The organism is Bacillus sp. 103mf, assembly GCF_900116295.1.
GTDB classification, from domain to species: domain Bacteria; phylum Bacillota; class Bacilli; order Bacillales; family Bacillaceae_G; genus Bacillus_A; species Bacillus_A bruguierae.
This window is the reverse complement of record NZ_FPAF01000018.1, coordinates 30,805-53,150: the sequence shown is the minus strand read 5'-3', so window position 1 is coordinate 53,150 and position 22,346 is coordinate 30,805. Positions and strand designations below refer to the sequence as shown.

The 22,346-nt window shown below is 37.2% G+C and carries 20 protein-coding genes; 12 read left to right on the top strand and 8 right to left on the bottom strand.

Going from position 1 to position 22,346, the window contains the following annotated elements:
* Positions 1 to 5 precede the first annotated feature (5 nt).
* Together purH and purD are read left to right on the top strand one after the other, a co-directional pair.
* Complete coding sequence (gene purH, locus BM350_RS23115) at positions 6 to 1,541, top strand: bifunctional phosphoribosylaminoimidazolecarboxamide formyltransferase/IMP cyclohydrolase (RefSeq protein WP_090917428.1); 1,536 nt, start codon at positions 6 to 8, stop codon at positions 1,539 to 1,541.
* A 231-nt stretch (positions 1,542 to 1,772) separates the two neighbouring features.
* Entirely contained in the window at positions 1,773 to 3,038 is a 1,266-nt protein-coding gene (gene purD / locus BM350_RS23110; protein WP_090917429.1) for a phosphoribosylamine--glycine ligase, read from the top strand.
* 14 nt (positions 3,039 to 3,052) lie between these two features.
* On the opposite strand, the gene BM350_RS23105 is transcribed toward purD, so the two are convergent.
* The 3 genes from BM350_RS23105 to BM350_RS23095 form a co-directional block, all read right to left on the bottom strand.
* Positions 3,053 to 3,214: a type II toxin-antitoxin system antitoxin gene (locus BM350_RS23105; protein WP_090917431.1), complete on the bottom strand. Its 162-nt coding sequence runs from the start codon at positions 3,212 to 3,214 to the stop codon at positions 3,053 to 3,055.
* 15 nt (positions 3,215 to 3,229) lie between these two features.
* The gene (locus tag BM350_RS23100) at positions 3,230 to 4,075 is read right to left on the bottom strand and encodes an SPFH domain-containing protein (protein ID WP_090917433.1); all 846 of its coding nucleotides are present in this window, start codon (positions 4,073 to 4,075) and stop codon (positions 3,230 to 3,232) included.
* A gap of 198 nt (positions 4,076 to 4,273) precedes the next feature.
* Positions 4,274 to 4,657, bottom strand: coding sequence for a YgaP family membrane protein (locus BM350_RS23095; protein WP_090917435.1), 384 nt, complete (start codon positions 4,655 to 4,657; stop codon positions 4,274 to 4,276).
* A 195-nt stretch (positions 4,658 to 4,852) separates the two neighbouring features.
* Between BM350_RS23095 and BM350_RS23090 the strand changes: the two genes are divergently transcribed.
* The 6 genes from BM350_RS23090 to pruA all read left to right on the top strand — a co-directional run bounded on the left by BM350_RS23090 (position 4,853) and on the right by pruA (position 13,749).
* Positions 4,853 to 5,542 carry a heptaprenylglyceryl phosphate synthase gene (locus tag BM350_RS23090; protein ID WP_090917437.1) on the top strand — a complete coding sequence of 230 codons (690 nt, stop codon included), beginning with the start codon at positions 4,853 to 4,855 and terminating at the stop codon, positions 5,540 to 5,542.
* Positions 5,543 to 7,783: a DNA helicase PcrA gene (gene pcrA / locus BM350_RS23085; protein WP_090917438.1), complete on the top strand. Its 2,241-nt coding sequence runs from the start codon at positions 5,543 to 5,545 to the stop codon at positions 7,781 to 7,783.
* A gap of 15 nt (positions 7,784 to 7,798) precedes the next feature.
* Positions 7,799 to 9,808, top strand: a complete 2,010-nt coding sequence (gene ligA, locus BM350_RS23080) for an NAD-dependent DNA ligase LigA (protein ID WP_090917439.1) — start codon at positions 7,799 to 7,801, stop codon at positions 9,806 to 9,808.
* 16 nt (positions 9,809 to 9,824) lie between these two features.
* Positions 9,825 to 11,003 (top strand): CamS family sex pheromone protein, encoded by a 1,179-nt coding sequence (locus BM350_RS23075; RefSeq protein WP_090917441.1) that lies wholly within the window; start codon positions 9,825 to 9,827, stop codon positions 11,001 to 11,003.
* Positions 11,004 to 11,271: 268 nt separating this feature from the next.
* A complete protein-coding gene (locus BM350_RS23070) occupies positions 11,272 to 12,042 on the top strand; it encodes a TSUP family transporter (protein WP_090917500.1) in 771 nt (256 codons plus the stop codon).
* Between the two features lie 159 nt (positions 12,043 to 12,201).
* Positions 12,202 to 13,749, top strand: coding sequence for an L-glutamate gamma-semialdehyde dehydrogenase (gene pruA, locus BM350_RS23065; RefSeq protein WP_090917443.1), 1,548 nt, complete (start codon positions 12,202 to 12,204; stop codon positions 13,747 to 13,749).
* A 987-nt stretch (positions 13,750 to 14,736) separates the two neighbouring features.
* On the opposite strand, the gene BM350_RS23055 is transcribed toward pruA, so the two are convergent.
* The 5 genes from BM350_RS23055 to BM350_RS23035 all read right to left on the bottom strand — a co-directional run bounded on the left by BM350_RS23055 (position 14,737) and on the right by BM350_RS23035 (position 18,196).
* Positions 14,737 to 15,300 carry a cysteine hydrolase family protein gene (locus tag BM350_RS23055; protein ID WP_090917447.1) on the bottom strand — a complete coding sequence of 188 codons (564 nt, stop codon included), beginning with the start codon at positions 15,298 to 15,300 and terminating at the stop codon, positions 14,737 to 14,739.
* A 128-nt stretch (positions 15,301 to 15,428) separates the two neighbouring features.
* The gene (locus BM350_RS23050) at positions 15,429 to 15,914 is read right to left on the bottom strand and encodes an HXXEE domain-containing protein (protein ID WP_090917449.1); all 486 of its coding nucleotides are present in this window, start codon (positions 15,912 to 15,914) and stop codon (positions 15,429 to 15,431) included.
* 205 nt (positions 15,915 to 16,119) lie between these two features.
* Positions 16,120 to 16,314, bottom strand: a complete 195-nt coding sequence (locus BM350_RS23045) for a DUF3926 domain-containing protein (protein WP_090917451.1) — start codon at positions 16,312 to 16,314, stop codon at positions 16,120 to 16,122.
* Positions 16,307 to 17,488: an ArsA family ATPase gene (locus BM350_RS23040; protein WP_090917452.1), complete on the bottom strand. Its 1,182-nt coding sequence runs from the start codon at positions 17,486 to 17,488 to the stop codon at positions 16,307 to 16,309. Before BM350_RS23040 ends, BM350_RS23045 begins: the two co-directional genes overlap by 8 nt.
* Before the next feature lie 225 nt (positions 17,489 to 17,713).
* A complete protein-coding gene (locus BM350_RS23035; RefSeq protein ID WP_090917454.1) occupies positions 17,714 to 18,196 on the bottom strand; it encodes a MarR family winged helix-turn-helix transcriptional regulator in 483 nt (160 codons plus the stop codon).
* A gap of 232 nt (positions 18,197 to 18,428) precedes the next feature.
* On the opposite strand from BM350_RS23035, the gene BM350_RS23030 reads away from it, so the two are divergent.
* From BM350_RS23030 to gatB, 4 genes are all read left to right on the top strand, one after another.
* Positions 18,429 to 18,665, top strand: a complete 237-nt coding sequence (locus BM350_RS23030; protein WP_090917456.1) for a YiaA/YiaB family inner membrane protein — start codon at positions 18,429 to 18,431, stop codon at positions 18,663 to 18,665.
* Positions 18,666 to 18,806: 141 nt separating this feature from the next.
* Positions 18,807 to 19,097, top strand: a complete 291-nt coding sequence (gene gatC / locus BM350_RS23025; RefSeq protein ID WP_020062440.1) for an Asp-tRNA(Asn)/Glu-tRNA(Gln) amidotransferase subunit GatC — start codon at positions 18,807 to 18,809, stop codon at positions 19,095 to 19,097.
* Between the two features lie 15 nt (positions 19,098 to 19,112).
* Positions 19,113 to 20,570, top strand: coding sequence for an Asp-tRNA(Asn)/Glu-tRNA(Gln) amidotransferase subunit GatA (gatA, locus tag BM350_RS23020; protein ID WP_090917458.1), 1,458 nt, complete (start codon positions 19,113 to 19,115; stop codon positions 20,568 to 20,570).
* A gap of 14 nt (positions 20,571 to 20,584) precedes the next feature.
* Positions 20,585 to 22,015 (top strand): Asp-tRNA(Asn)/Glu-tRNA(Gln) amidotransferase subunit GatB, encoded by a 1,431-nt coding sequence (gene gatB / locus BM350_RS23015; protein WP_090917460.1) that lies wholly within the window; start codon positions 20,585 to 20,587, stop codon positions 22,013 to 22,015.
* Positions 22,016 to 22,346: the final 331 nt, after the last annotated feature.

Below are 22,346 nucleotides of genomic sequence, written 5' to 3'. Positions count from 1 at the left end.
AATAAATGAAAAAGCGTGCATTAATCAGTGTTTCAAATAAAGCTGGAGTTGTAGAATTTGTAAAAGGATTACTTGAGCAAGGGATTGAAGTGATTTCAACAGGTGGGACGAAAAAGTTACTAGAAGAAAACGGCTTACAAGTAATTGGAATTTCTGAAGTAACAGGTTTTCCAGAGATTATGGATGGTCGTGTGAAAACATTACATCCAAACATCCATGGTGGACTTCTTGCTGTACGTGATAACGAAACGCATATGTCCCAAATGAATGAACTTGACATTCAGCCGATTGACTTTGTTGTTGTAAACCTGTATCCATTTAAAGAAACGATTGCAAAACCAGATGTGACATTTGCTGATGCGATTGAAAATATTGATATCGGCGGCCCGACAATGATTCGATCTGCTGCGAAAAACCACGAGTTTGTAACGGTTGTCGTGGATCCAAAAGATTACGATGTTGTATTAGCAGAATTAAAGGAAAGTGGAGAAGTTTCAAAAGAAACAAAACGTAAATTAGCAGCAAAAGTATTCCGTCATACAGCGGCATACGATGCATTAATTTCAAACTATTTAACAGAACAAACAGGAGAAGAAAGCCCTGAAACGTTAACTGTTACGTTTGAGAAAAAACAAGATTTACGTTACGGCGAAAATCCACATCAAAAAGCAGCGTTCTATAAGGCACCGTTTGCAGCAACTTCTTCTGTTGCATATGCAGAACAATTACATGGTAAAGAGTTATCTTATAATAACATCAATGATGCAGATGCAGCGCTTAGCATCGTGAAAGAATTTACAGAACCAGCAGTTGTAGCGATAAAACATATGAATCCGTGCGGCGTTGGTGTTGGAGCTGATATTCATGAAGCATATGCACGTGCTTACGAAGCAGATCCAGTATCAATTTTTGGTGGAATTATTGCAGCAAATCGTGAAATTGACAAAAGGACGGCAGAAAAGCTGCATGAAATTTTCTTAGAAATCATTATTGCACCTTCTTTCTCACAGGAAGCTTTAGAAGTGCTGCAAAGTAAGAAAAACTTACGTTTGTTAACTGTTGATATTGCTAAAGTTAGGGCAGCTAGTAAGAAGTTAACTTCTATCCAAGGTGGTTTACTTGTACAAGAAGAGGATACTTTAGCATTAGAAGATGCAACAATCACAATTCCAACAAAGCGTGAACCAACAGAGCAGGAATGGAATGATTTAAAATTAGCTTGGAAAGTTGTAAAACATGTAAAATCAAATGCAATTGTTTTAGCGAAGGATAATATGACAATTGGTGTTGGTGCAGGGCAAATGAACCGCGTTGGCTCAGCGAAAATTGCTATTACACAAGCGGGTGAGAAAGCACAAGGAAGTGCACTTGCATCTGATGCATATTTCCCAATGCCAGATACAGTAGAAGAAGCGGCTAAAGCTGGTATTACAGCAATCATTCAACCAGGTGGATCCATTCGCGATGAAGATTCCATTCAAAAAGCAGATGAGTACGGCATTGCGATGGTATTTACTGGAGTACGTCATTTCAAACATTAATTGAGAAACGAAGGAGATGACCAAAAGTCCACTTTTGGGTCATCTTCTTCTACTTTTGAATATGATCTAGCTTTTGTGTCGAACGGCGTCGAAGGGTCTTTAAGTTGTGTCGAATCGCCGATATATGTTAAAGAACGGTCGATATATTGTGAAAGTCGCCGATAAATGCACCATTTCCGCCGATATATCGCGAAGAGACTGGATTTTAACTTGAATAATGGAGGATGAAATATGAATGTTTTAGTAATTGGCCGTGGTGGACGTGAGCACGCGTTAGCATGGAAGTTCGCAAGGTCAGAGCAAGTAGAAGCTGTATATGTAGCGCCAGGAAATGAAGGAATGAAAGACGTAGCAACGCCTGTAGCAATTGATGAAAATGATTTTGATGCGCTTATTACTTTTGTGAAAGAAAATAATGTTGGTTTAACGTTTGTTGGCCCAGAAATTCCGCTTATGAATGGTATTGTTGACCGTTTTGAAGAAGCAGGTCTTCGTGTTTTTGGTCCGAACAAAGCGGCAGCTGTTATTGAAGGAAGTAAAGCTTTTACGAAAGAGCTTATGAAAAAGTATGATATTCCAACAGCGGCATATGAGACGTTTACAAATTATGAAGAAGCAGTGGCATACATTGAAAAAGTCGGCGCACCAATCGTTATTAAAGCAGACGGCTTAGCGGCTGGTAAAGGTGTAACAGTTGCCATGACGTTAGAAGAAGCATTGCAAGCTGTAAAAGAAATGCTGCAAGACGTAAAGTTTGGAGAAGCTAGCAAAAAGGTTGTTATTGAAGAATTTTTAGATGGACAAGAATTTTCGCTTATGGCATTTGTCAACGGAACAACTGTATACCCAATGGTAATTGCACAAGATCATAAACGTGCTTTTGATGGTGATAAAGGGCCGAATACTGGTGGAATGGGTGCCTATTCTCCGGTACCGCAAATTCCAGAGTCAGCTATAGAACAAGCAATTGAAACCATTCTACATCCGACAGCTGAGGCAATGATACAAGAAGGGCGTTCCTTTATAGGTATTTTATATGCAGGACTTATTTTAACAAGTGAAGGGCCGAAAGTAATAGAATTTAATGCCCGCTTTGGTGATCCGGAAACAGAAGTGATCTTGCCTCGTTTAGAGAGTGATTTAGTTGATGTATGTAACCATGTATTAGATGGAAAAGAGCTGTCTTTAGAGTGGTCTGAAGAGGCAGTAATTGGTGTTGTACTAGCTTCAAAAGGATATCCAGAAAGCTATGAAAAGGGCGCAGTCATTAAAGGTTTAGAAACGTTAGAAGATGTAATTGTCTTTCATGCAGGAACGGATGTTAAAGATGGGACATTTGTAACGAATGGCGGTCGGGTGTTGTTTGTTGCTTGTAAGGCGAAAGATTTACAAGAAGCAAAAGGTAAAGTATATGCAGAAATTGAAAAGATTGAAAGTGATGGATTGTTTTACCGAACAGATATTGGATACCGTGCAATTCTGCACGTAAATAATTAAGAGCTAGCTTAAAGCTAGCTCTCTTCTTTTTTTATTTTACCCTTTTGCTTAGCCATCTCGCGAAGTAAATATTCAATGTGACCATTCACACTTCGAAATTCGTCGTTTGCCCACTTTTCAATAATTGCGTACAATTCGGGATCGATTCGTAATGGGAAGCTTTTCTTTTTAGCCATGATTACCGACAACCTTTAGTAGAGACTTCCTGCATTAATAACGGGTTGTGCTCCTTTATCTGAGACGATGGCAACTAATAAGTTATTAACCATATTTGCTTTTCTTTCGTCATCTAGATCAAGTATACCCTCTTCATCGAGTTTTTGAATAGAATCTTTCGCCATTTGTACAGCACCTTCTACAATTTCTTTTCTTGCAGCTAATACTGCTTTTGCTTGTTGACGCTGAAGCATTGCATGGGCAATTTCAGTTGCGTAAGCTAAGTGCGTTAAACGAGTTTCGATTACTTCTACTCCTGCAATTTCTAAACGTGCTTCTAATTCTCGTTTTAACTCTTCGGAAATTTCTTCTGAATTTCCGCGCAGTGTAATACTGTTTTCATCTTGGAAATTATCATATGCATATTTCGTTGCCACGTGGCGAATTGCTGTTTCACTTTGAATTTCCACGAAAGCATCATAGTGCTCAACACCGAAGATTGCTTTTGCTGAGTCGACAACTTTATAAACAACAACAGCTGCAATTTCAATTGGATTCCCCTCGACATCGTTTACCTTTAATTTTTTACTATTAAAGTTTTCCACACGTAGTGAAACGGTTTGACGAAATGCAAATGGGACTGTTAAAAACAGGCCATTTTCACGAATGGTTCCTAAATAGTTACCGAAAAATGTAATCACTTTTGCTTGGTTTGGCTGTACCATACCAATGCCACTTGCAAGGATTGCTGCCAATAAAAAAGAAGGAATACCAATAGCAAATAGTTCATTAATAAGACTAAATAAACCAACCCCAATTAAAACTAAAACTGCAAGCAGTCCTAAAAATCCATTTACATGAAATACTTGTTTCTCTTTCATGATCTCGCCTCCTTTTGATATAAAAATGATATCACTTTTATATCAAAGGTGACAATAGGTTCTTGTTATAATTTTTAGAAAAAATAAAATTTCACCGAATAGAACATTAGTTCTGTTTGTGGTAAAATAAAAGAAAACTTAGTCGCCCACTGCAGCGACTAAGTTTCTTTGAGAGCATCTTGCATGTTGACAAATGATTCAAAGCGGTTTGGAGAGAAGAGCCTTTTCAAGCTCAGCTTCGATTTCCTTATCAGAAGCATCATAACTTCCATGACTTGTTTTCTCGTCGTTGTGAGAAGTATGATGTGCTTCTTGTTTATTAGACTGTCCATTCTTCATAAAATCCATGCCTGGCATTTTTAAATCAGGAATGTTCATATATTTACTAAATTTGCATGCTTCTACAATAGGACAGAAACGAATGATGCCTTCTGCGATTCTCATTGCCCCAACCCAAAGCATAATTTTTGACCAAGTACACCATGGTTTTCTTGCAAGCTTTGCAGTGCTGCAGCTAAGCAGAATAAAACCAAGTGTAATACGAATAAGAGCATTGATTGTGCCGATGTTTTGCTTGCTCAAGACATTCACTCCTTTTCATCAGCTTTGAAATAGGTTTATCTATTTCAAGAGTTATTGTTCCTTGTATGCTTTTTCTGTATACAATCCAACATTTGACGTAGAAAAAGATGTTGGATGGGACGTGTGTCAGCAGCTTATTTTTTGTTATAATGAAAGAATGTGTAAAGACGATTAGAGAAAAGAAAGGGTGTTTTCATGTACAATATTTCACAGTGGAAACATGTATTTAAGCTTGATCCGAATAAGGAGTTAAGCGATGAACATTTAGAGCTTATTTGTGAATCAGGAACAGACGCTGTTATTGTTGGCGGAAGCGACGGAATTACAATTGATAATGTATTACACATGCTAGTAAGCATTCGTAGATATGCGGTTCCTTGTGTATTAGAAGTTTCAACATTGGATTCGATTACACCAGGATTCGATTTTTATTACATCCCAAGTGTATTAAACAGTCAAAAGGTAGACTGGGTAACAGGCCTTCATCATGCGGCGTTGAAAGAATATGGAGATATTATGAACTGGGATGAAATTTTCATGCAAGGATATTGTGTGTTAAATCCAGAAGCGAAGGTAGCAAAGTTAACGGAAGCAAATTGTGAACTATCAGAAGACGATGTAATTGCATATGCACGTATGGCGGATAAACTTCTTCATTTACCAATTTTTTATTTAGAATATAGCGGCACATACGGGGATGCGGAACTTGTAAAAAAAGTGAAAGCTGAGCTGCAGAGTGCAACATTATATTATGGCGGCGGAATTGCAAATGCAGACCAAGCGAAAGAAATGGCACAATATGCGGATACAGTTGTCGTTGGAAATTTAATTTATGAAGATATAAAGAAAGCTTTAGCAACAGTACAAGCTGTAAAAGGAAAGTAGGTGGCCGAATACATGAGTATAACAGAAAAATTATTAACAGGATTAAATCCACAGCAACAAAAGGCTGTCCAAACAACGTCTGGACCATTGTTACTTATGGCGGGAGCAGGTAGTGGTAAGACGCGTGTGTTAACGCACCGCATTGCTTATTTACTTGGCGAAAAAGGTGTTGCACCGTGGAATATACTTGCGATTACGTTTACAAATAAAGCAGCGCGTGAAATGCGTGAACGTATTGATAAACTTGTTGGTCCTGAAGCAGAGGACATTTGGATTTCAACATTCCACTCGATGTGTGTGCGTATTTTACGACGAGATATTGATCGCATTGGTATTAATCGTAACTTTACAATTTTAGATGCAAGTGATCAATTAACAGTTGTGAAAAAAATTATGAAAGAGCGCAATGTTGATCCGAAGAAATTTGAACCGCGTTCTATTCTTTCCGGAATTAGCAATGCGAAAAATGAATTACTATCTCCAGAAAAATATGCGAAAAAAATCTCAATTGCAGATCCATACGAAAAGTTGACGAGCGATGTGTATACAGAATACCAAAAGCGTCTTCTTAAAAATAGTGCACTTGATTTTGATGATTTAATTATGACGACGATTCAATTATTTGAACGTGTACCGGAAGTACTGGAGTTTTATCAACGTAAATTCCAATATATTCACGTTGATGAGTATCAAGATACGAACCGTGCTCAGTACATTCTTGTTAATCAATTGGCGGCACGTTTTAAAAACCTTTGTGTAGTTGGTGACTCAGATCAGTCGATTTATCGCTGGCGCGGAGCTGATATTTCGAACATCTTGTCATTTGAAAAAGATTATAACAATGCACAAGTTATTTTATTAGAACAAAACTACCGCTCAACGCAAAGTATTTTAAATGCAGCGAATGCGGTTATTGAAAATAATACAAATCGTAAACCGAAAAAGTTATGGACGGATAATCAAATAGGAAGTAAAATTTCGTATTACCGCGCTGCAACTGAAAAAGATGAAGCATATTTTGTTGCGAAAAAGATTCGTGATGAAATTCAAATGGGAAATCGAAAGTATACAGACTTTGCAGTACTGTATCGTACGAACGCCCAGTCCCGTATGGTCGAGGAGATTTTCTTAAAATCAAATATTCCATACAAAATTGTTGGCGGTATTAAGTTCTATGACCGTAAAGAGATTAAAGATATGCTGGCGTATTTGCGTTTAATTGCAAACCCGGATGATGAAATTAGCTTTGCGCGTATTATTAATGTGCCAAAACGTGGTGTTGGAGCAACATCTATTGATAAGATCATTAATTATGGCGTGCAAAATGGTCTTTCATTGACAGCTGTATTAGATGAAATTGAGCATGTCGGTGTAAGTGCCAAAATTGCGAAGACAGTAGCAGAATTTGCAAAACAGCTTCATAATTGGGTAAACATGCAAGAATATTTATCGGTAACAGAACTTGTAGAAGAAGTATTAGAAAAAACAGGTTACCGTGATGCGCTGAAGAATGAACGTACGTTAGAATCAGAGGGACGTTTAGAAAACTTAGATGAATTTTTATCTGTTACACAAACGTTTGAATCACAAAGTGAAGATAAGAGTCTCGTTGCGTTCTTAACAGATTTAGCACTTGTTGCTGATATTGATCGTGTAGATGAAGATCCAACTGCTGGTGAAGAAGTCATTTTAATGACGATGCACTCTGCAAAAGGATTGGAATTCCCTGTTGTGTTCATTTTAGGATTAGAAGAAGGGATTTTCCCGCATACTCGTTCTTTAATGGAAGAAGATGAAATGCAAGAAGAACGCCGCTTAGCATACGTTGGGATTACACGTGCCGAAGAAGAACTGTACGTAACGAATGCCCAAATGCGAACGATATTTGGTAGAACGAGCATGAATAAAGAATCACGTTTCATCTCGGAAATTCCTGAAGATCTTATTGAAACGCTTCATGAAGTAAAACCAAAGCGTGAAACTTTTGGTGCAAAGTCTAAGCCTGCAACTACAACAACAGTTCGTTCCCGTTCAGCCGTTGTTCGTTCAGCTGTGAAAACAACAGGCGGTGAGCAAATTGGCTGGTCAGTTGGTGATAAAGCATCACATCAAAAATGGGGGATTGGCACTGTTGTAAGTGTGAAAGGCGAAGGAGATGGGAAAGAATTAGACATTGCATTCCCAAGTCCAATTGGCATTAAACGATTAATGGCAAAATTTGCCCCAGTGACGAAAGTGTAAGAAAGGAATGAGGTCATGTCGAAAGAAGCAGTACAAAAGCGTATTGAAGAGCTTCGTGACATTTTAAATAAGCTTAATTATGAGTATCACGTGCTAGATCAGCCTTCTGTATCAGATGCAGAGTATGATCGTCATATGCAAGAGTTAATTAAATTAGAAATAGAACATCCGGAATTTTTTACAGAAGACTCTCCAACCGTCCGTGTTGGCGGAGAGATTCTTGATATTTTTGAGAAAGTAACACATAAATCACCGATGTTAAGTTTAGGAAATGCTTTTAATGAAGGTGATTTACGTGATTTTGATCGCAAGGTACGTCAAGGAATTGACGATCAAAATGTAAGATACGTGTGCGAATTAAAAATTGACGGACTGGCGGTTTCCCTTCATTATGAAAAAGGGCGCTTCATTCAAGGAGCAACTCGCGGTGATGGTATAACTGGTGAGGATATTACGCAAAATTTAAAAACGATTAAAGCGATTCCTCTGCGTTTAACAGAAGAAATGACGCTAGAAGCGCGCGGAGAAGCGTACATGCCGAAACGTTCATTTGTGAAATTAAATGAAGAAAAAGAACAAAACGGAGAAGCAGTCTTTGCGAACCCACGAAATGCAGCTGCGGGTTCATTGCGTCAATTAGATCCAAAAATTGCGGCAAAGCGCAATTTATCTTTATTTGTATATGGGCTTACTGATTTAGAAGGAAAGACGATTACATCTCATAGTGAATCGTTAAACCTTTTAGGAGAGCTTGGATTTAAAACAAATCCGAATCGCCGAGTTTGCGAAACAATTGATGAGGTCATTCATTACGTGCAAGAGTGGCAAGAAAAACGTCCGCATCTTGATTATGAAATTGATGGTATCGTTATTAAAGTAGACGATGTATCACTTCAAGAAAGCTTAGGAACAACAGCAAAAAGTCCAAGATGGGCAATTGCATATAAATTTCCAGCTGAAGAAGTTGTTACAAAGCTGACAGGTATTGAACTAAGTGTTGGACGTACAGGTGTTGTAACCCCAACTGCTGAGTTAGAACCAGTACGCGTGGCAGGAACGATTGTCCGCAGAGCGTCCTTACACAACGAAGATTTAATTCGTGAAAAGGATATTCGCATTGGCGACTATGTTGTTGTAAAGAAAGCTGGAGACATCATTCCTGAAGTTGTAAATGTTATTGTAGATCGCCGCACAGGTGAAGAAGAAGAGTTTCATATGCCAACGCATTGCCTTGCATGTGAGAGTGAACTCGTTCGTTTAGAAGAAGAGGTTGCGCTTCGCTGTATTAATCCAGCATGTCCAGCGCAAATTCGGGAAGGATTAATTCACTTTGTATCACGTAATGCGATGAATATTGACGGGCTAGGCGAACGTGTTATTACGCAGTTATTTGATGCGAATTATATTGGTACATTTGCAGATCTTTACAAATTAACGAAAGAACAGCTATTACAACTAGAACGTTTTGGAGAAAAATCCGCTTCAAATCTCGTACAAGCGATTGAAACTTCAAAAGACAATTCGTTAGAGCGATTACTGTTCGGCCTTGGTATTCGCCATGTTGGGGCAAAGGCTGCTCGTACATTAGCGGAACATTATGAAACGATGGATAACATAGTGAAAGCTTCAGAAGAAGAGTTGACAACTATTAATGAGATTGGCGAAAAAATGGCGCAATCTATCGTTACGTATTTTGATAATGAAGATGTACAAGAGTTATTACAACAATTTAAGTCATATGGCGTAAATATGACTTATAAAGGGATAAAACGAGCGGACTTAGAAAACATTGAGTCTTATTTTGCAGGAAAAACAGTTGTGTTAACAGGAAAGCTAGAAGTGATGGGACGAAGTGAAGCGAAAAAGAAAATTGAAGCGCTTGGCGGGAAAGTCACAGGCAGTGTAAGCAAAAGTACAGACTTAGTCATTGCAGGAGAAGCTGCTGGCTCTAAGTTAGCACAAGCACAAAAACATAACGTTGAGGTTTGGGATGAAGAGAGGTTCTTACAAGAGCTCAATAATTAAGAGGTGCAAAGTTACCATGAAAAAAGTTATATTAGCAGCGTTAAGCCTTGGATTACTTCTTAGTGGATGTAGTATGGGGTTAAAAAAAGAAGAAAAAATTGTAGAAAAATCAGGGAATTCGAAAGATAAATCAATTATTTCGAAATACTCGATTTCCGATGATTATTATAAAACGGCAGTTCCATTTGAAAAAGGATCGGCACGCGGGTTAGCTGTGCAAGGATTAAATAGCCGTTTAGATGTTGATGAATTTGAAACAGGGTTAATGCGCATTGCAAAAGAATCATTTAGTACGAAAGATTATATATTTCAAGGCGGAAAGTATTTAGATAAAGATACGATACAAGCATTAATTGGGAGAAAACGTTCACCTGAGCAGCAGAGTAATTTAGAAAAGGCGTTGAAGAAGAGGCTGCCGAATGGTTTAAATCCAGAGCTGCCACCAGGAGAGCCGGAAACATTAGAAGCGAGAAATGAAAAGAGTCCAATGTATTTATCGCAAATTTTAGAACAGGATTACTTAAAAATAAAGGATGAGAACCAAGTAGAGTTAGGTGGAGTTGTTATCGGCCTTGCGATGAATTCTGTTCATTATTACACAGAACAACATGGTTATCCGCGTGAACAAAAAATTGATGATAAAACATTGCTAGAAGAAGGGAAAAAAATGGCGCAAGAAATCTTACCAATTCTGCGCAAGAAAGATGAATTGAAAAATGTTCCAATTACTTTTGCGATCTACAGGCAGGAAGCGAAATCTTCACTTGTACCAGGATCCTTTTTATCGTATACAATAGTTGATAAAGGTAGCGATAAAGTAGACGATTGGAAAGCACTAGACGAAAAATATTATTTATTCCCTTCTAATGAAGCAGAAAGAGATTATCGTGACGATGCAACAAGTGTAAAGAACTTCAATGCGAAAATAGCGCAGTATTTTACAGGTGATTATACTGCAGTTGTGGGTAGAGGATTCTATAAAGATGGTCAATTAAAAGAATTGAAGCTTGAAATTCCAGTTCAGTTTAGTGGAAAGGCAGAAGTCATTGGATTTACACAATATATAGCTGGAGCTGTTATGGATTTCCCTAATTATATTAAAGTGCAAGTTACAATTAAATCTGTAGAACGTCCAGAAGCAATCATTATTCGTGACGTGAAACAAGATAAGCCGTTTGTTCAAGTGTTAGATTAAGAAAAGTCGTTCCTTTTATGAGGAACGGCTTTTTTGTATGTAAGTTACTGCTATACAGAATAAAAAGTGGCATGTACTTGCTTTCTCTTCTTGTCTTCGTATTGCACGTGGCAGGAAAAGGCTCTGACCGCTTCTATGCATGGTCAGATGCTCTCGCTCATTTAAAAAGAAAGGGGGTTTTATGCTTTTTAATTTATATTTATATAGTAAAAATTTTGTTATAATTTTTAATGTTGTTAATATACAAGGGGATCGAGGGAAAGTACAGATGGAAGATTTAAGTTTGCAAGTCATTATACTACTCATTGCTTTCGGTTTTTTAGCATCATTTATCGACTCTGTTGTTGGAGGTGGCGGTTTAATTTCGCTTCCGGCACTTATGTTTGTAGGTTTACCTCCAGCTTCGGCAATCGCAACAAATAAATTGGCGGCAACAATGGGTTCATTTACGAGTACAATGTATTTTATTCGTTCTAAAAAAGTAGACTTTCGCATTGTAGGAAAACTTATTCCGTTCACAATTGTTGGGGCAATTGCAGGTGCATTTGTTGTAAAATTCATTCCACCGGATGTTTTGCGTCCTCTTATATTAGTTTTACTTGTGTTAATTGCTATTTATATTATTGTAAAAAAAGATTGGGGTAGTGTATCTACTTATAAAAAAATGACGAAGGGAAAAACATTTTTATTCTATTTAGTCATTTTGATTATTGGATTTTATGATGGTTTTTTTGGACCAGGTACAGGTTCATTTTTAATTTTTGCATTTTTATTAATTGGTTTGGATTTTATCCGTGCGGCTGCCGCTGGTCGGATTCTAAATTTTGTTAGCAATATTGTATCGCTGATTACATTTTTATTTTTAGGAGCAATTCAATTTAAATATGGTTTAATTATGGGTCTATCAATGATTGCAGGTGCATATTTCGGTTCGAGATTTGCTGTTCAAAAGGGCGTAGGGTATATACGAATTTTATTTTTGGTAGTAACAATTTTATTAATTGGTAAAAATTTCTGGGAATACATTCATATTTCATAACATGATGCATATGCATCATGTTGTTTTTTTATTTATTATATTCGAAAAATTATTTAATTTTAAAAATGTAAGTCTAAGAATATTTGAACAAATCGGAATTATCGTGTAGAATAATATTGTATTTATGTAAACGTTTTTTTCTAAGGGGAGGCTAAAATAATGGTAGTAGCATACAAACATGAGCCATTTACAGATTTTACAGTAGAGGCAAATAAAGTTGCGTTTGAAGAAGGTTTAAAGAAAGTAGAATCTTATCTTGGACAAGACTATCCATTAATTATTGGGGGAGAAAAGATCACTACAGACGATAAAATTATTTCTGTAAACCCAGCAAATAAAGAAGAAGTCGTTGGCCACGTTTCAAAAGCAAGTCGTGAATTAGCAGAGAAAGCAATGCAAGTAGCGGATGAAACATTCCAAACTTGGAGAAAAACGAAACCAGAAATGCGCGCAGACATTTTATTCCGCGCAGCTGCAATCGTTCGCCGCAGAAAACATGAGTTTTCCGCAATTCTTGTAAAAGAAGCAGGTAAGCCATGGAATGAGGCAGATGCTGATACAGCAGAAGCAATTGACTTCATGGAGTATTATGGTCGTCAAATGTTAAAATTAAAAGACGGCATTCCAGTAGAAAGCCGTCCAATTGAATATAATCGTTTTTCTTATATTCCATTAGGAGTAGGTGTTATCATTTCTCCTTGGAACTTCCCATTTGCAATTATGGCAGGTATGACAACAGCTGCATTAGTGTCTGGTAACACTGTATTATTAAAACCAGCTAGTACAACACCTGTAGTAGCAGCGAAGTTTATGGAAGTATTAGAAGAAGCTGGCTTACCAGCGGGCGTAGTAAACTTCATTCCTGGTAGCGGCTCTGAAGTTGGTGACTACTTAGTAGATCATCCTCGTACACGCTTCATCAGTTTCACTGGATCACGCGATGTGGGTATTCGTATTTACGAACGCGCAGCAAAAGTAAATCCAGGACAAATTTGGTTAAAACGCGTTATCGCTGAAATGGGCGGTAAAGATACAATCGTTGTTGATAAAGAAGCAGATCTTGAATTAGCGGCAAAATCTATCGTTGCATCTGCATTTGGATTCTCAGGACAAAAATGTTCTGCATGTTCTCGCGCAGTAATCCATGAAGATGTATACGATCACGTATTAAACCGTGCAATTGAATTAACAAATGAATTAACAGTAGGAAACCCAGCGGAACAAGGCACAAATATGGGACCTGTTAACGACCAAGCTGCATTTGATAAAGTAATGAGCTATGTTGCGATTGGTAAAGAAGAAGGTAAACTTGTAGCAGGTGGTGAAGGTGATGATTCTAAAGGCTGGTTCATCAAACCAACAATCATCGCTGACGTTGCTGAAGATGCTCGCCTTATGAAAGAAGAAATCTTCGGACCAGTTGTAGCATTCTGCAAAGCAAAAGACTTTGATCATGCACTTGCAATTGCGAACAATACAGAATACGGTTTAACAGGAGCTGTTGTTTCTAATAACCGTGAACATATCGAAAAAGCACGTGAAGACTTCCACGTTGGTAACTTATACTTCAACCGTGGATGTACTGGTGCAATCGTAGGTTACCAACCATTTGGTGGCTTTAACATGTCTGGTACAGACTCTAAAGCAGGTGGCCCTGACTACTTAGCACTTCACATGCAAGCAAAAACTACTTCTGAAACTCTATAAGAAGTATAAGAAAGACCTTCTCGTAACCGAGAAGGTCTTTAATTATTATTAAATATAAAATGGAAAAATTGATACCAGCAATTTTTCAAATATATCGGCGTTTTTTTTAATATATCGACGATTCGACACAATATAAAGTGAAACTTCCATCAGTGACGACTTTCTCACTGATGGAAAGCCCCCCAATCGGGCTTTTACGGGCAGTCTTCTTCTCCATGCTTCCACAATCTGTACTGCCCGTTAATGCGGGATAAACACCGTTTGGCAGCATTCGACATGCGTGCGCAGAAAGGAACTAACCTTAAAAGGCTTCTAGGTCAGATCCTATTCTTGTTTAGAAGAGGACATTTCTCTTGCATTGTTCTCATAAATAAATCGGGGTCCTTTGGTAACGATATAAGAGCCATATTATAATTGCTATAAGTAATTTCTGCGCGCTTAAATGTCCAGGCAGGTGCGGAAAGTAAGTTGTAAGTGTATCTGATGCTAGTTATTTCATGGAGCGGAATCATAATTTTGATGAAACCAAATACAGCAACGAGATGTGTGCTTGTAATCTCGTGATAAGAATGAAATAGTGCCCATAGAAGCATACCGATAACAGGTACTATGATGACACCTATTATAATAGAGCCTGCATCAGCTTCTTTTGCAAAAAAGAGAATAAAAGGTATTGGGCATAATGCAATAATAAGTAGAGAAAGCAGTGGATTTCGCTGAATTGGAATTTTTATTAGTTGTACCTCCTTTGTTATCAGTTTACCTTATTTTGGTTTTTTGTGCTTAGTTTAAAGAAAAACACACAAAATTACAAGAAAATTTGCCCCATTCGTCATATTTCCTTGTATAAATTTTATAAATTTCCTGTATAATACAATTTGAAGGAAAATCTATGATTAGACAAGAAGACACCGCTTTCAGTTTGCTCGCTGAAAGCGGTGTTTCTTTTTGAATACATTTCACGAAAAAGTGAAATAACCTCTTTTGTTAAGTTTGAAGGGATTGCTCACGTTGTAAAAATTCCGCCTGGCTAATTACCTCAGCATATACGTCGTTTAAGGAAGCGAGAATGGTGTTGTGAATATATACAGCGGGAATCGAAACATTTTTAAAGATTAAATCTTTCGTTGCACACGCGTCATGCACTACTGTACATGTAAAGCCAAAATCAAAGGCAGCTCGTACTGTAGCATCAATGCACATATGGGTCATCATGCCGCATACAACGACTTGTTCAATTTGTAAATTTTGTAATTCTTGTAATAAAGGCGTCTCTCGAAAACTATTAGGAAAATGCTTAAGTATGACCGTTTCCTGTTGAAAAGGACGAACACTTTCATGGATATGTACGCCTTCTGTATTCGGAAGAAAGAACGTTGCATTTTCCTGTACGGAAACATGTTGAATATGAAAAATAGGCTGATTTGTTTCACGGAAATGTTGAAGTATGCGCTTTGCATATTCGCTTGCTTCATCGGCGTTTCGCAGTTCCATCTTTCCATTTGGAAAATAATCATTTTGGATGTCAACGAGTAAAAGAGCAATTTTCATTTCAGTTGCAGCCTCCAGTTTTTAATTTTATATTCATTTAATTATTCCATTACTTTAGAGAGTTTTCCTTTAAAAAAAATGTGAGATGAAGAAATTTACACTAAATTAAAATTAATTTATTTTAGTTTTTAATAAACTTGTTTAGAAACAAATTTTCCTGTTTTAAATAAAATGGGAATTAAAATTGCTAATACTCCTGCTACTATAAGTGTGGATAAAAATAACTCTCTAAAAGTTAATTCGTTGTTTTTAAAAAAATGATAAAGAATGAAACTATTAATAGGAATATTCAATAACATACCAGTTAAAAGTCCTGGTGCATATCTTTTTAACACAATGCTTGCAAGTAAATGAGGAAAAATAGCATTAATAATCATTGAACCCATGAAGCCAATAAGAATATATTTAGCTAGACTTGAATTGGGGAAGAATAGATAATAAAAAGTTGAAAGGTAAGCCAATGAAGTAATAACAATAACTGCAAAATAAAATTCGTTTTTCCCTATAGGTTTATGGAATTTTGAGGCGTGATTGGACCACGTTGGTAACCATACTGCTTCTTCTAAATTATGCAATGTAATAGCAAATAAAAATAGAATAACCAATTCTTTCAATTGAAAACCCTCCTTTGTCTAATCTGTTTTATTAAATAATTATTGTGTGTTGTGAGGATAATACATTATTTTTTTTAAAAATATGCCCTTTTTAGTTGAACAATGGAAGTCTTAATATGGATACATTCTTAATTTCTCATAAAATTAAAGCTAAGAAGTTTTAAGTAGAAGAGACTAGGACCTTTCCTGGTCTCTTCTTATATAATTATTCAATTGTTATAGGCTTTAAAGAGGTTTCTGCAGGCTGTTTCTGTTCCTGTATATAAGAAGTGAGTTCTTCTTGAAATATGTTTAATACCCCTTTTGCTCGCTGCTGAAGCGGGGCAGGTAATTCGTTTATCATATACGCTCCAATCTCAATTTTCGTCCGAATCATTTTGTGTAGTAAATCTTCATGCATGAACGACACCTCCAAATCGAATGTTGAGGACATCACCTTCAAATTTTGCACCTTGAATGGATAAATGCGTTAATGTTTTTGGTAATGTAATGTTTCGTTTTACGGAACCGGCGCGAATAATAAGTTCGTCACCTTTCTGATTTAAAGAGAGTTCACTTTTATCAGAGAATGGGATCGAAAGAACAAAGGTATATTCATCTCCGTTTTTTGTGACATACTGCGTTCGGCCGTTGAATTTTACCGCAGTTGGATCCGGATCATTTTTAAATAAAGCATCGCCAACACGCTCTAGCATAGATAAGCCCACTACTTCTTGTTCAAACATAGGTGCCTCGTAAATAGGGAGCGGCTGAAAACTATCCTGAATTAATGCTTTATATTTCTTTTGAGCATCTTTCCATGCTTGAAAATACGAATCTGTTACAGTATCAGGAATGACGCGATTAATCATGATAGCATCAACATTGTAGTCATATAAGTTTAAATATGTGAAGCTGCGCTGTGCCTCTTTAATAACCATTTTTTCTGGATTTACAACAACGCGAATGCTTGTTATTTCTCGGTTGGATAAAATATCTCTCATTTCGCTGAGCTGCTCTAGTGTATTTGTTAACTCTCCCATGACATCATCGGTAGGGAGTGGTATTCCTAAAAGCGGCTGAGCAACAGGGCGCACTACGTTTAATACTTTCCGCTTAATTGGGAACAGTTTTTCCATCCACCAGCCGAGCATATCAGGGAAGCTTAACATCGCTAACGTTTCACCGGTTGGGGCGCAATCAATAATGATGACATCGTACGTTTTTTGTTTATAGTAGTCTAATACACGCAGTAAACTAATTAAATCTTCCATACCTGGGAACATCGTAAGTTCCTCTGTAGTAATATCGTCAGCCGCTTTTGATGTAAATAGCAAGGTAATATATTTTTGCAGTTTCCCCCAGCCCTTTTCCATTTCATAGATTGTATTAATTTCTTGCGCCCATAGGTTTTCACAAATTTCTTGCGGTTCTGATGAAAGTTTCATACCAAAGGAATCTCCTAAGCTATGTGCAGGGTCTGTGCTCATGACTAACGTTTTTAATCCTTGCTTTGCACTTTGCATTGCTGTTGCTGCTGAAATACTTGTTTTTCCTACGCCACCTTTACCTGTGTATAAAATAATTCTCATCATCATATCCCCTTTGTTTCGATAGTCGAATATTACGAGAGTCGAAATATATGTTTGAATAAAAAACCCATAAAGGGTTTTATCCCGCATTAACGGGCCGTAATATCTTCGCCTCAGAGTTTGGCGGTGCACAGAAGCTAAGTGGGAGATAAACTGCCCGTAAAAGCCCGATTGGTGAGGGCTGATAATCAGTGGGGGATGAAGAGCCCCACTGAATAAAGTTTCACTTTATTCGATCGGAATGTTTTTCATTTTAGGTGAAGTAAGCTTTTCTTCTGTTTTTTGTTGTGATGTAGCAATATGATTCATGATTTTTTGGAAGATCTGCAGTAAAAATGCTTTTTCTTCTTCTGATAGTGCTTCTGTTACAAGGTTAAAGTAATAAGCAGCATTTTGTTTTACTTCTTCTACAAGCCTTATACCAGTTTCCGTTAAACGAATCAATACAATGCGACGATCACTTTCACTTCGGTAGCGCTCAATATATTCCTTTTTTACGAGACGATTGACTACACCTGTTGTTGTACTCATTGGAATATCGAGAAGTTCCGCAATTTTACTCATCGTAATGTCTGTATTTCGCTCCATCCATAGTAGACAAAATACTTCCGTTTTTGAAAGTGATAAATCAAGGCTTACCCATTCTTCTGGATAGAAAAGCTTCTTGGCGTTATCAAGCAGTAAGTCTAAAAAATGTTCGTATTGCAACAATTATTTCCACTCCCGTATATTTCGAAGTTCGTAATATATTTTCATTCTATGTTCAATTGTAATAAATGTCAAATATTTTTCGATTTTTCAGACTAAATCTATTTTATTCTTTATAAAGAACTATATATATGCTAGAGTAATACAAAAGATAGGTTATTTTACATATTCCTGCATAATATGGATAATAGTTCCCTATTCAATAATGAATTGAGCAATGATAAGGAGGATAATAATGAGAAAGAGAAACACCCAAGCGTTCACATTTTTAGCATGGACATCTTTCGTTTGTGCGCTTTCTGGTATGTTAATTGGTATTTATACGTTAGAGGAACCACTTAGTGTAAAAGGCTATTATTTAATTGGTACATTATTTTTAACGATGTCTAGTTTTGTACTGCAAAAAACAATTCGTGATAATGAGGAAGATAATGAACACCTTCCAAAGAAAGAACCAATTGAAAAGCACTAAGATGATAAGGGAGGCAAAAGCCTTTCTTTTTTTATGTAAAAATGCTGTAAGTCTTATGTGCTCACTTGCTTGAACTACTGAAAATTTGGTATCATCAATAGTATTGTAGATTGTACGATATATTATGGAGGTGGCCTAGCCGTGTCAAGAATTTCCGTTGAGAATGTAAAGCACGTTGCCCATTTAGCACGTCTTGCGATTACAGATCAAGAAGCAGAAAAATTTCAAAAACAACTCGATGCAATTGTTACATTTGCAGAGCAGTTAAATGAATTAGATACAACAAACGTAAAACCAACAACTCACGTACTAGATATGAAAAATATTATGCGTGAAGACGTACCTGAAAAAGGTTTACCAGTTGAAGAAGTATTAAAAAATGCACCGGATCACAAAGAGAATCAAATCCGTGTTCCAGCAGTATTAGAATAGAGGAGGGGAATTTCGATGTCATTATTTGATCATTCTGTATCAGAGTTACATAAAAAATTACATAGCAAAGAAATTTCCGTTACGGATTTAGTAGAGGAATCTTACAAACGTATTGCGGATGTTGAAGATAAAGTACAAGCTTTTCTTACATTAGATGAAGAAACTGCACGTGCAAAAGCGAAAGAACTAGATGCGAAGTTAGGCGCTGAAGATAACGGTTTACTATTTGGTATGCCAATCGGTGTGAAAGATAACATCGTAACAAAAGGTCTTCGTACAACATGTGCGAGCAAAATTTTAGCAAACTTTGACCCAATTTATGATGCAACAGTTGTGCAAAAGCTAAACGCTGCTGACACAATTACAATCGGTAAATTAAACATGGACGAGTTTGCAATGGGTTCTTCTAATGAAAACTCTGGTTTTTATGCAACAAAGAATCCATGGAATTTAGATTATGTTCCAGGTGGATCTAGCGGTGGTTCTGCAGCAGCAGTAGCGGCAGGAGAAGTATTATTCTCTTTAGGTTCTGATACAGGTGGTTCGATCCGTCAACCAGCTGCATATTGCGGCGTTGTTGGTTTAAAACCAACATATGGTCGTGTATCTCGCTTCGGTTTAGTAGCGTTTGCATCTTCTCTTGACCAAATCGGACCGATTACGCGTACAGTAGAAGACAATGCATACTTACTACAAGCTATTTCTGGTGTAGACCGTATGGATACAACTTCTGCAAACATTGAAGTTGGAAATTACTTAGCTGGTTTAACTGGCGATGTAAAAGGTTTACGCATCGGTGTACCAAAAGAATATTTAGGTGAAGGTGTTGGCGAAGAGGCTCGTGAGTCTGTACTAGCAGCTTTAAAAGTGTTAGAAGGCATGGGCGCAACTTGGGAAGAAGTTTCGCTTCCACACTCTAAATATGCATTAGCAACGTATTACTTAATTTCTTCTTCTGAAGCGTCTGCAAACCTTTCACGCTTTGACGGCGTACGTTACGGCGTTCGTTCTGATAATGTGAATAATTTAATAGACCTTTATAAGAATACGCGTAGCGAAGGCTTCGGTGACGAAGTAAAACGTCGTATTATGCTTGGTACATTTGCACTTAGCTCTGGTTACTATGATGCATATTACAAAAAAGCACAACAAGTACGTACACTAATTAAAAATGATTTTGAAAATGTATTTGCGAACTATGATGTTATTATTGGACCAACAACGCCAACTCCAGCGTTTAAAGTGGGCGAAAAAATCGATGATCCGATGACAATGTATGCAAATGATATTTTAACAATTCCAGTAAACTTAGCAGGTGTTCCAGCAATTTCTGTTCCATGTGGATTCGGTGCAAATAACATGCCGCTTGGACTGCAAATTATCGGTAAACACTTCGATGAAGCAACAATTTATCGCGTTGCACATGCGTTTGAGCAAGCAACAGATTATCATACAAAAAAAGCAAGTCTGTAAGGAGGCGAGCATAGATGAATTTTGAAACAATTATCGGTTTAGAGGTTCACGTTGAGTTAAAAACGAATTCGAAAATTTTCTCTGCGAGTCCAACAGAATTCGGAGCGGATCCAAATACACAAACAAGTGTAATTGACTTAGGATATCCTGGGGTGCTTCCAACTCTAAATAAAGAAGCAGTTAACTTTGCAATGAAAGCTGCAATGGCATTAAACTGTGAAATCGCAACAGAAACAAAATTTGACCGTAAAAACTATTTCTATCCAGATAACCCGAAAGCGTACCAAATTTCTCAATATGATAAACCAATTGGGGAAAATGGTTGGATTGAAATTGAAGTAGACGGCAAAAAGAAACGCATCGGTATTACACGTCTTCATTTAGAAGAAGATGCAGGTAAATCAACGCATACAAGCGAAGGCTACTCATTAGTTGATTACAACCGTCAAGGTATGCCGTTAATCGAGATCGTATCTGAGCCAGATATGCGTACACCAGAAGAAGCGTATGCATACTTAGAAAAATTAAAATCAATCATTCAATATACAGGCGTATCTGATTGTAAGATGGAAGAGGGTTCACTTCGTTGTGATGCGAACATTTCCCTTCGTCCAGTTGGACAAGAAAAGTTCGGTACAAAAGCAGAACTGAAAAACTTAAACTCTTTCACTTATGTTCAAAAAGGTCTTGAGTTTGAACAAGTGCGTCAAGAAAAAGAGCTATTATCTGGTGGTATCATTCAACAAGAAACACGCCGCTATGATGAAGCGACGAAGAAAACGATCTTAATGCGTGTAAAAGAAGGATCTGACGATTACCGTTACTTCCCAGAGCCAGATTTAGTCGAACTTTACATCGACGATGAGTGGAAAGAGCGCGTTCGTGCTTCTATTCCTGAACTTCCAGATGCTCGTAAAGTACGTTATGTTGAAGAGCTTGGCTTACCAGCTTATGATGCACATGTATTAACATTAACGAAAGAGATGTCTGATTTCTTCGAAGCAACAGTTGCAGACGGTGCAGACGCGAAATTAACATCAAACTGGTTAATGGGTGAAGTATTAGCATACTTAAACAAACAACAAAAAGAATTACAAGACGTAGCATTAACACCAGCTGGTTTATCTAAAATGATTCAATTAATTGAAAAAGGAACAATTTCGTCTAAAATTGCGAAAAAAGTATTTAACGAATTAATTGAAAAAGGTGGAGACCCAGAAGAAATCGTAAAAGCAAAAGGCCTTGTTCAAATTTCTGACGAAGGAGCGCTTCGCAAAGTCGTAACAGAAATTCTTGATAATAACGAACAATCTATTGAAGATTTCAAAAACGGTAAAGACCGTGCAATTGGCTTCTTAGTTGGTCAAATCATGAAGGCAACAAAAGGACAAGCAAACCCGCCGCTTGTTAATAAAATCTTACTTGAAGAGATTAACAAGCGATAATAAAGAAAAGCGGAGGTGGCTCGATTAGAATAGGAAGGCGTTGGAGCCTTCGACAGAGAAGTGCTTTTTGCTTCGTCGGAGGAGGCGAAACGACTGACTGTTCTAGCCACTGGAGCTAGACAGCAACAACAACGATTAATCAGAAAAACACCCATATATGGGTGTTTTTCTGGGTTAATCAAACGTTTGTTTAAATGGTATTTCGTTTAAACAAACGTTTGATTAACTGACAAATATAAGCAAAATGCTGTCATGTTAAGTATGGTAAGATGGTTGCAAAAAACTTGTAATAATGATAAATCTAAATTTAGAGAGAATTTTTTTATCAGAT